We start from the raw sequence: 10,014 nt of genomic DNA, 5'->3' as shown, positions 1-10,014 counted from the left end.
CTTGAAAAAAATGAAGAAAGTGCTATAATATTAGAGTATTCCTCGATAGCTCAGCGGTAGAGCATTCGGCTGTTAACCGAAGGGTCGTTGGTTCGAACCCAACTCGGGGAGCTAAGATGACTTCCATAGACAGATATGTTTATGGAAGTTTTTTAATTATAACAAATGATATATTGACAGGTCTAACTGTATGTGATATTGTTACAGTAATAAATGTAATAATATGGATTACAGATTAGAAAGGAGATATATGAATTTAACATTTGAAGCAGGAATTCCCGTATTTACTGTATTTATACAAGGGGTATTGAGCTTTTTATCTCCGTGTGTGTTTCCTCTTGTACCCTTGTATATTGGATATCTTGCAGGTGGAACATTAAATGTTGATGAGCAGGGCCGGATGGTTTATCCGAAAAAGAAAGTGTTTCTTCATACGGTATGCTTTGTGTTTGGAATAGGAGCTGCTTTCTATGTGTTAGGACTAGGATTTACGGTACTTGGACAGTTCCTAAAAGATAACAGGATCTGGTTCGCACGTCTTAGCGGGGGAATTATGATTTTGCTAGGTGCATATCAGTTGGGTATATTCGGAAGATCTAAGACATTGGAGCGGGAACATCGATTGAATACACGATGGGACAAATGGACGATGAATCCAATCACTGCTTTGATTTTGGGGTTTACATTCAGCTTTGCATGGACACCTTGTGTTGGCCCCACACTATCAGCGGTGCTATTAATGGCAGGTTCATCCACAACAATGAAACAGGGATTTGTTCTGATCAGTGTTTATGTTCTCGGGTTTGTTGTACCGTTTCTTCTGGTAGGGATATTTACCGGAACATTGCTTACGTTTTTTAGAAATCATGGAAGTATTGTCAAATATACTGTGAAAATAGGAGCAGTACTTCTTATCGTGATGGGAGTTATGACACTGACTGGATGGTTAAACGGCGTGATGGGTCATCTGGCTTCTTCGTTTGAAAGTAAAAATTCGACAACAGAGGAGACTCGGCAGACTTCGGATTCAGAAGAAATGCAGAATGATGAGGAAGATGAAGAAGTTCATAAGCAGATTAAGGCACCTGATTTTATATTGATGGATCAATATGGGAAAGAACATACGCTGTCAGATTATCGTGGAAAGACTATTTTTTTGAATTTCTGGGCAACCTGGTGCGGGCCGTGTAAAAGTGAAATGCCGGATATACAGAAACTTTACGAACAATACAATGAAAATACAGAAGATGTAATCGTGCTTGGTGTGGCAAATCCCAAAACTGAGGGACACCCTAATAATAACGATATTAGTAAAGAAGAAATTGCCGGTTTCATGAATGAAAACGGATGGACTTACCCCATACTTTTTGATGAAAGCGGTGAAATTCTTTCGAATTATGGAATTACGGCATTTCCCACGACATTTATGATAGATGTAAATGGGAATGTATATGGTTATGTAAGTGGTGCGCTTACCGGCGATATGATGGAGAGCATTGTTTTACAGACGATAGAGTCGGCAGATCAGATAGGGAAGCGAAGAGGAGAAGACAATGAATAGTGAATTTATAATTGCGGTGCACGCTCTTGTTTTTCTATATCATAAGCAGGAAGTAGTTGCAAGTGATGTGTTGGCTGAGAATGTTTGTACGAATCCGGTATGTATTAGAAAAGTGATGGGAAAACTAAAAAAAGCCGGTCTTGTAGACACGAAAGAAGGTGCAAGCGGAGGCTATCGTCTCTGCAGGGACGGAGCGGATTGTACGCTTCAAAGTGTAGGAGAAGCACTTGGAACAGAATTTGTGAAAGCAACATGGACTTCGGGGAATGCGGATAAAGAGTGTATGATCTGTAGTGGGATGGCTAAAATCATAGATGAAATGGCTTCGGACATGAATAAATTGTGCAGAGAGTATATGGAAAAGCTAACAGTTGCTGATATTGAAAGAAAGGTATTGGCATCGAAGTCAGAAAATACACAAGACAGTTCTATAATGAAAATTTTATAAAGAAAAGGAGTAATAAGATGGCAGTTGTATTAACAAAAGAAAATTTTGAGCAGGAAGTTTTAAAAGCAGATAAACCGGTGTTGGTGGATTTCTGGGCAGAATGGTGTGGACCCTGCCAGATGATGTTGCCGGTTATAGAAGAGCTGGCGAAAGAGCAGACGGATATTAAAGTATGCAAAGTGAATGTGGATGAGCAGATGGAACTTGCAAGACAGTATCGGGTCATGTCAATACCTACATTTCTTGTATTCAAGAATGGAGAAATTATAGCTCAGACACTGGGAGCACAGCCGAAAGAAAAACTTCTGGAATTGATCCGGAAATAAAAATTAAAAAATAACGACGGTTCTAATTATTAGAACCGTCGTTATTTTTATGCTTCTGAAAACTGATCTTTTCCTACATTGCAGAGTGGGCATTCGAAATCTTCAGGAATATCTTCCCATTTGGTTCCAGGTTCGATTCCACCTTCCGGATATCCCTGTTCTTCGTCGTATTCCCAACCACAAACATCGCATACATATTTCATAGTTAAAGTCTCCTTTTATTTATTCCCTTTAGGGATATTACATAAAGCACCAATATGCCTTTATGTAGAGAACATTATACCGCAAGGAAATAAGGAAAACAAGAAATTCTAGTACGAAAGATGTAAATATTTCATAAATACAAGTGGATTGGATAAAATATCCAATTGGTAAAATTGTACATGGCAGAAAATGTCGTGATTAAGAGGAAAAATAAAGATGCAGATTTAAAATATAACAGTAGCTATAAGGTGTGGTTGTGGAAAATGTCTATTTGTCAAAAAAGTGACAATTGAAAATATTTACAGAAAATTCTGAAATGATTTGTGAATAATAGATAAAAATATGAGCTAAAAAGAGAAAATACCTATTTAATATTGACATACAAAACCATAGGTGCTATATTAAGTACAACAAGATTGTATCCAATATCCGATATCCAAACGAATCGGACAAAAGAAAAGGAGGAAGAAAATGTTGAAGAAAAAGTTAGTATCAATTTTGTTGGCAACAACGCTTGCATGTACGCTTTTTGCGGGTTGCAGCACACCGACTAAGGAGAGCGGCGGAGAAGGAACAACGGCTGAGAAAACTGAGACAAAAGAGAACACCTCATCAGGGGAAAGAGAGGCGGCTACTGTAGTTGATGCAGACAAACTCCCGGTAAAGGGAATCGGAGCTCAGATCACTTCAGATGTTAAGGCAAAAGAAGAGTATAAAATTGGTTATATTGCAAAGAATACGACCAATCCTTACATGGTTGCTCAGTCTGAAGGTGTTAAGAAGGCCGGAGAAGATATGGGATTTGAGGCCGTAACTCAGGCACCGTCTACTGCAGACAGCGTAGAAGAGCAGGTAAAGATCATGGAAGACATGATTCAGCAGGATATGGATGTCATCATCGTTCATTGTGCAGACTCTAACGGAATTATGCCAGGTGTAAGAAAAGCACAGGAAGCAGGAATTCTTGTACTTACAATCGGAACACCGGCATCAGAGGATACATTCTTAAGAACAGGTGTTGATTACAAAGAAACCGGTTATACTATTGCAAAAAAAATGGCAGAAGAACTAGGTGGAAAAGGTAACATCATTATTCTTGAGGGTCCTCCGGGAGCAGCGAATGCAATTGAACGTCTGGAAGGTATCAAAGAAGCTCTTGCTGAGTATCCGGATATCGAAATTGTTGCTTCACAGACTGCTAACTTCAAGAGAACAGAAGGTATGTCTGTAACAGAGAACCTGCTTCAGAAATATACAGATGTTCAGGGTATTATTGGATGTAATGATGAAAGTGCACTTGGTGGTCTTCAGGCACTGAAGGCAGCAGGAATGACAGATGTACTGGTTGCAGGCTTCGACGGAAGTGTTGATGCAACAAATGCTGTAGAGTCAGGCGAAATGTTTGCTACATATAATACCGATCCACATGGTTCTGGATATATTGCATGTGCATATGCAGTAAAATACTTGAATGATGGAACAGAACCAGAAGGCAAATTCATCCCATTCCCGACAGCATCAAATGATCCGGTTATTACGAAAGATACAGTAGCAGATTACAAAGAAAATGTAGCTTGGTGGAAGGTAGTTCAATAAGAACTCTCATTGTATAATAAGAATTTGTGTTTAGAGATTTCACCCATTCATCCCCGTGGATTTCCGCGGGGATGAATAAAAAGGAATACGATTCGGAAAAGAGAAGCGAAGAGGTGAAAAAATGAGCAAAACGATTTTGACAGCAAGCCATATTACAAAAATATTCCCCGGAATGAAAGCGCTTGATAATGTGGATTTTGATCTGAGGGAAGGTGAGGTACATATCCTTGTCGGAGAAAACGGAGCGGGAAAAAGTACATTAGCGAAAGTAATACTTGGCGCGTACAAGGCGGAGGAAGGCGAGATTACCTTCGAAGGCGAAAAAGTTAAATTTAATGGAACAAAAGATGCACTGGAAAAGGGAATTGTTGCGGTGTATCAGGAATTTACACTGGTTCCATATATCAGTGTGGTACAGAATATTTTTCTAAATCGAGAATACAAGACGAAACTGGGGCTGATTGACCATAAGAGGATGGAGGATGAAGCCCGGGAACTGCTTAAGTCTTTAAATTGTGAATATATTGATGTTAAGAGTTATGTGAAGAATTTGAGTGTGGATGAACAGCAGATGGTAGAGATTGCGAAAGCACTGTCTTTTAAACCGCGTGTTATGGTGTTCGATGAACCGACAGCAACACTTTCAGAACGAGAAGTTGATTCACTTTTTGCGCAGATTCACAGATTAAAATCGGAAGGAATCGGTATTATCTATGTGTCTCACAGAATGCAGGAATTTCCGCTGATCGGAGACAGGATTACAATCCTTAGGGATGGAGTGAAGATTAAAACCGTTGGCATAAATGATTGTACGAATGAAGAACTGGTTAACATGATGGTTGGACGAGATGTTTCCCAGGTATATGTCCGTACAGAGAATAAACATGATGGTATTGCGCTTAGAGCTGAAAATCTTTGTGACTATCACGGTAAAGTAAAGAATGTGAATCTGACTCTTAAGAAAGGGGAAATTGTCGGTATAGCCGGACTTGTAGGAGCGGGACGTACTGAGACGGCAGAGCTCCTTTACGGAATTCGCCCGATTAAATCAGGAAAAGTTTATATCAAAGGCGATGAAGTTTTACCAAAATCTCCGATTCAGGCAACAAAACTCGGTATCGGTCTTGTGAGTGAGGACCGAAAGAAACAAGGACTGGCTTTGGATGAATCCATTGCATTGAATACGGTCGCAGTCAGTCTCAAGAAGAAATTGACGGAATCTTGTCTGCAGGCGGTCTGCAAAATACGGTTATGGCAACCAATGCAATGAAGAGGCTTCCGGTTGGATTCCCAAAAGTTATGGCTACGACCGTAGCATGCGGGAAAAAGACGTTTGATCTGGTGGTCGGTGATAAGGATATCGTTGTGATTCCATCGATTTGTGACTTTACCGGGCTGAATATGGTAACAAAACAGATCATGGCCAATGCCTGTGCATGTTGCGTTGGAATGGTAAAGCATGCGGGTAAGATCCTGCAAAAAGGGAAAAAGCCTGTCGTGGGAATAACGCTGATGGGAATCACCAACACAGGAGCCTGCGCAGCGGTTGATGAACTGGAACGACTTGGAGTAGAAGTAATCGGTTTCCACTCAACGGGTGTTGGCGGCTCCATTATGGAACAGATGGCGGCAGACGGCCTGATTGATGGAATACTGGATCTTACGGTTCACGAGATCACTTCCGAATATTTCAAAGATAAGATCGGAAGAGGCGGATTCTCCTATGGCGAGGATGCGAAATACCGTCTCGTGAAGAGTGTTGAGAACAAAGTACCGCTTGTCGTGAGTACGGGAGGACTGGATTTTGTGGATTTTGCAGTCAATGAATTCCCGCCCCGAATGGAGGAACGTGTATATATGCTCCATAATGCGACCATGGCGCATATCAAGATTCTGCCGGATGAAGCTGAAGGGGTTGCAAAGAGGATGACACAGCGAATGCAGAGAATCGATTATCCGGTCAAATTATTGCTTCCTACGGATGGAATGCGCCATAACACAAGAGAAGGCGAGGAACTGTATTATAAAGAAGTAGACGATACGATTCTTCGTGCCATGAGAGAAAACGGCAATGAGAACATAGAGATTATTACGGTTCCGGGCAATCTCGATACGAAAGAATGGGGAATCCAGGCAGCGCATTAAATGATAGATGAGCTCCGTGAAAGAGGTGTTATCGGAGACGAAATACAGTATTAGATGCAGAATATAGCAACATATTGTAGCAAAAAAGTAAACTAGAAAGGATTGGAAAATATGACAGAAGATGTAAAAAAAATAGCAGAGGAACTTGTCATAGCTGCAAAAAGAGCTTATACTAGAGGTATACAGACTGGCAGCGGTGGAAATGTAAGTGCGAGAGTTCCGGGGAAAGACTTGATGATTGTAAAGGCCAGCGGGGGTTCTTTTGCGGATTGTGCGCCAGATAAGTTTGTAATTACCGATTTCGATGGAAATCTGGTTGAAGGAGAGGGCAAACCTACAAGAGAAGCTTTATTACATGGGTTGCTGTATCGGATATGCCCGGAGGTGAATGCCGTTGTTCATACACATTCGCCGTATTCGATTGCATGGGCATCTACGGAAAAACCACTTCCCAGAACTACATGGCATTCTAAATTAAAAATTTGTGCAGATATTCCTACTCTGAATGTACCGGCGGCCATGGTAAAGCCGGAATATTTCTCAATGGTAGAAGAGATATATAAAGAGAATCCTGACTTGCCGGCATTTTTACTGGTAGATCACGGGCTCGTAGCAGTTGGAAAAGACGCAATCAATGCGGAACATAATGCAGAATTAATTGAAGAGACCGCACAAGTGGCTATATTAAAGGCGGCCGTATCAAAGCTTGGCTTGTAAATCTGACTATAGGTGAAAGCTAAATGAGAACTAATATGCGTATAACAATGAATGATTTGAACACAGATACTCTTCAGCACAGTAAGCTGCCGGATCTGGTTCTGGATAAGCTTATGGAATGGATCATGAGTGGCAAGCTTTCGATGGGAGATAAGCTGAATACGGAGGAACTGGCAACCCAGCTGGGAGTAAGCAGGATGCCGATCCGCGAAGCACTCAGTAATCTGGAGAAGAAGGGCCTGGCAGAATCTATTCCGTATGCAGGAACAAGACTGGTGACACTTACGAAGGAAGATGTAAGGCAGATTTATATAGCACGAACAGCGTTGGAACCGATTGCTGCAAAATATGCCTGCGAGAAGATCACGGATCAGGAGATTCGGCATTTAAGTGAGATCCAGGAGGAATATAAGCGTATTGTACGTGGAAAAGAACTTGATGCGGTGGAAGTGTACCAGCAGAATCGTTTGTATCATTTCTCTATATACAAGGCAAGTCAGCTGGATCGTATTTGTGTTATGATTGAATCATTATGGGATAATCTTTCCTTCTTTAAACTGATCTACGGACAGAAATTGCTGGACAGTGAGGAATCAAGGGAGAAGATGATTGCGGAGCATCAGAGCTATCTGGATGCATTGAAGAGAAGAGACAGCGAACTGATCTATCGTTTGCTGCAACAGAATTTGAAAAGCAGAGCGGAGAATATTCCTTATTATTCCGATGTATATTTTCATGAAAACGCATAGTAGTAAAGCAGAATTATAGTATAAGGACGGAAGAGCCTGAGTGTCTGAGCGGCACCTGGGCTCTTTCTTTTGCTCTATATGCAACTCATTTCCATAGAGAGCAAAATCTTTTGTCCTTTGGAAATTGGAAGAAGAATTGGACGGAGGTAAACTTCGACTGGGAAAGGAGCCGTAAATGGATTCGGTATTATACACATTAGCAGAAAATATCCGCGAACAGAATTATGTGATTGCAACTTATTACATTAAACTCCCGAAAGAGACGGATGTTTTCAAAAAAGCGTCGACGCTGGCGATTGGGCAGACGATTGGAACCTGGATCCCAATTCCGGGTATTACAGATGAAATTCGTGAAAAATATATGGGGAAAGTGGTCAATATTTTTGATGTTCCTTCATTGGATCTTGCGACACAGATCGATACGAACGAAAGAGAATATATCATCCAGATTGCCTATCCGGCTGTAAATTTCAGTACAGATCTGCCGCTTATGATTACGTCCCTTCTGGGAAATGATGCGTCAACTTCAGCACAGGTAAAGTTGCTGGATATTGAATTCCCTGAAAAATATGCGTCTGAATTTGAAGGACCGTCATATGGGATTGAAGGAATCCGTAAATTTGCAGGCATTCAGGAAAGACCTATTTTGCTGAATATGATCAAACCCTGTACAGGGCTTACCCCGAAAGAGGGAGCAAAGATTTTCTATGAAACGGCATTGGGAGGAGTAGATTTTATCAAAGATGACGAGCTTCTGGGAAATCCTCCTTATAGCAAACCCGAGGAAAGAGTGCGTGAATATAAGAAAGCGGCGGAGGCGGCTTATGAAGAGACCGGAGAAAGAGTGAAATACTTTGTCAATGTAACCAGTGGTGCAGGAGAGATTCTGGAAAATATCCGCCGTGTTGAAGAGGCAGGAGCAGATGGCATTATGGTCAATTTTGCGGCGGTCGGTTACAGCGTGCTGAAAGAGGTAACTGAGGCAACGAAATTGCCGGTTCTGGGCCATGCGGCAGGTTCTGGAATGTTCTACGAAGGAGTATTGAATGGAATGTCTTCCCCGCTTGCGGCAGGTAAACTGGCCAGACTTGCAGGGGCGGATATCGTAATGGTAAACACGCCATATGGAGGATATCCATTGAATCATCAGAAATATATGCAGACAGTAGCACAGCTTGTACTTCCGTTTTATCATCTTAAGCCTTCTATGCCTTCAATTGGCGGAGGCGTGCATCCGGGTATGGTAGAGAAATATATTGGAGAAGTGGGGAAAGATATTGTGCTCGCGGCAGGCGGCGCAGTGCAGGGCCATCCGGGAGGCGCAGCAGCAGGAGCAAGAGCCATGCGTCAGGCAATTGATATTGTGATGAATGGCGCCGATTTTGAAGAAGCAGCGAAAGAGAAAGAAGAACTTTGTATAGCGCTGAAAATGTGGAAATATGTAAAATAAGACGAAGAAATTATTCAAAAAAGCACAAAAAAATATGTGATATTGGATATTGTATTTTGGATATAAAAATGCTATACTCACTTCGGATAATGGAAATGTGAGAAGGAGGTAGTCAAATGATCAGGGAAATTATGTTAAATACATCTAATGATCTTAGAGATTTTATGCACCTGGCGTGTTCTTCGCCAATGGATATCGGTGTACATACGATGGATAACCAGATTGCTGATGGAAAGTCTGTTTTGGGGTTGATGGCAATTGATTATAAAAAACCGGTTCGTGTGATTTCTGAAGATGTTAAATTTATGAAACAGCTTGACCGTTGGGCTGTGGACGAGGCTGAATAACAAGAATCAAGAGATGGAGCAGAAGGAATCCGGCAGTGAAACTTTCTGCTTCATAACCAGATTTCTTTCTACAAAATAAAATAAAAAAATAAAAAAAACACTTGCAAAAACTTTTAAGCTGTGTTAATATATCTTTTGTCAGCGGGTGAACGGCTGATGAGAAATAAATAAGGCTCCGTGGTCAAGCGGTTAAGACATCGCCCTTTCACGGCGGTAACACGGGTTCGATTCCCGTCGGAGTCATTGAGCGTAAGCTCTCAATTGAATATGGCGCCATAGCCAAGTGGTAAGGCAAAGGTCTGCAACACCTCTATCACCAGTTCAAATCTGGTTGGCGCCTTTAAGGAAAAACCCAGAAATTTATGTTTCTGGGCTTTTTTTCTGCAATATTTATACATAATTTGTAACTGTTCAGGGCCAAGCAGATTTGTCAAAAAAAGGCTATGAATGCTTGCATTCGTGAGCACTTTT

The 10,014-nt window shown here is 41.4% G+C and carries 10 protein-coding genes, 3 tRNA genes and 1 pseudogene; 13 read left to right on the top strand and 1 reads right to left on the bottom strand.

Going from position 1 to position 10,014, the window contains the following annotated elements; genetic code table 11:
- Positions 1–39 precede the first annotated feature (39 nt).
- From ACTNBR_RS12120 to trxA, 4 genes are all read left to right on the top strand, one after another.
- Positions 40–111: transfer RNA gene (locus tag ACTNBR_RS12120), tRNA-Asn, on the top strand.
- A 139-nt stretch (positions 112–250) separates the two neighbouring features.
- Positions 251–1,561, top strand: a complete 1,311-nt coding sequence (locus ACTNBR_RS12115; protein ID WP_441018005.1) for a redoxin domain-containing protein — start codon at positions 251–253, stop codon at positions 1,559–1,561.
- On the top strand, positions 1,554–2,009 hold the full coding sequence (locus tag ACTNBR_RS12110) for an RrF2 family transcriptional regulator (RefSeq protein ID WP_427820192.1): 456 nt from the start codon (positions 1,554–1,556) through the stop codon (positions 2,007–2,009). The genes ACTNBR_RS12115 and ACTNBR_RS12110 overlap by 8 nt, the downstream gene beginning before the upstream one ends.
- Before the next feature lie 17 nt (positions 2,010–2,026).
- Positions 2,027–2,335, top strand: coding sequence for a thioredoxin (gene trxA, locus ACTNBR_RS12105; RefSeq protein ID WP_441018007.1), 309 nt, complete (start codon positions 2,027–2,029; stop codon positions 2,333–2,335).
- Between the two features lie 47 nt (positions 2,336–2,382).
- Here the strand turns inward: trxA and ACTNBR_RS12100 are convergent, their stop codons facing one another.
- Positions 2,383–2,538, bottom strand: coding sequence for a rubredoxin (locus ACTNBR_RS12100; RefSeq protein WP_427808296.1), 156 nt, complete (start codon positions 2,536–2,538; stop codon positions 2,383–2,385).
- A gap of 472 nt (positions 2,539–3,010) precedes the next feature.
- Here ACTNBR_RS12100 and ACTNBR_RS12095 point away from each other — a divergent pair, with 472 nt between their 5' ends.
- The 9 genes and pseudogenes from ACTNBR_RS12095 (at position 3,011) to ACTNBR_RS12055 (ending at position 9,883) form a co-directional block, all read left to right on the top strand.
- The gene (locus ACTNBR_RS12095) at positions 3,011–4,135 is read left to right on the top strand and encodes a sugar ABC transporter substrate-binding protein (protein WP_441018009.1); all 1,125 of its coding nucleotides are present in this window, start codon (positions 3,011–3,013) and stop codon (positions 4,133–4,135) included.
- Between the two features lie 121 nt (positions 4,136–4,256).
- Positions 4,257–5,405, top strand: a complete 1,149-nt coding sequence (locus tag ACTNBR_RS12090) for a sugar ABC transporter ATP-binding protein (RefSeq protein WP_441042710.1) — start codon at positions 4,257–4,259, stop codon at positions 5,403–5,405.
- Positions 5,342–6,280 (top strand): annotated as a pseudogene (locus tag ACTNBR_RS12085) (Tm-1-like ATP-binding domain-containing protein); the annotation flags it as partial. The gene ACTNBR_RS12090 and the pseudogene ACTNBR_RS12085, both read left to right, overlap by 64 nt.
- A gap of 111 nt (positions 6,281–6,391) precedes the next feature.
- Positions 6,392–6,997, top strand: a complete 606-nt coding sequence (locus tag ACTNBR_RS12080; RefSeq protein ID WP_427808361.1) for a class II aldolase/adducin family protein — start codon at positions 6,392–6,394, stop codon at positions 6,995–6,997.
- Positions 6,998–7,020: 23 nt separating this feature from the next.
- A complete protein-coding gene (locus ACTNBR_RS12075) occupies positions 7,021–7,746 on the top strand; it encodes a GntR family transcriptional regulator (RefSeq protein ID WP_427808308.1) in 726 nt (241 codons plus the stop codon).
- Positions 7,747–7,921: 175 nt separating this feature from the next.
- Positions 7,922–9,196 (top strand): RuBisCO large subunit C-terminal-like domain-containing protein, encoded by a 1,275-nt coding sequence (locus ACTNBR_RS12070; protein WP_441018011.1) that lies wholly within the window; start codon positions 7,922–7,924, stop codon positions 9,194–9,196.
- A 116-nt stretch (positions 9,197–9,312) separates the two neighbouring features.
- Entirely contained in the window at positions 9,313–9,543 is a 231-nt protein-coding gene (locus tag ACTNBR_RS12065; protein ID WP_427808314.1) for an HPr family phosphocarrier protein, read from the top strand.
- 171 nt (positions 9,544–9,714) lie between these two features.
- A tRNA-Glu gene (locus ACTNBR_RS12060) sits at positions 9,715–9,786 on the top strand.
- A 26-nt stretch (positions 9,787–9,812) separates the two neighbouring features.
- Positions 9,813–9,883 (top strand) — tRNA-Cys (locus ACTNBR_RS12055).
- The last annotated feature ends 131 nt before the right edge of the window (positions 9,884–10,014 follow it).

Origin of the sequence: Bariatricus sp. HCP28S3_F11 (assembly GCF_052065395.1) — a bacterium.
Taxonomy (GTDB): Bacteria; Bacillota; Clostridia; order Lachnospirales; family Lachnospiraceae; genus Allocoprococcus.
Note: the sequence above shows the minus strand (reverse complement) of the source record. Positions and strands in the feature narration are given on the sequence as shown.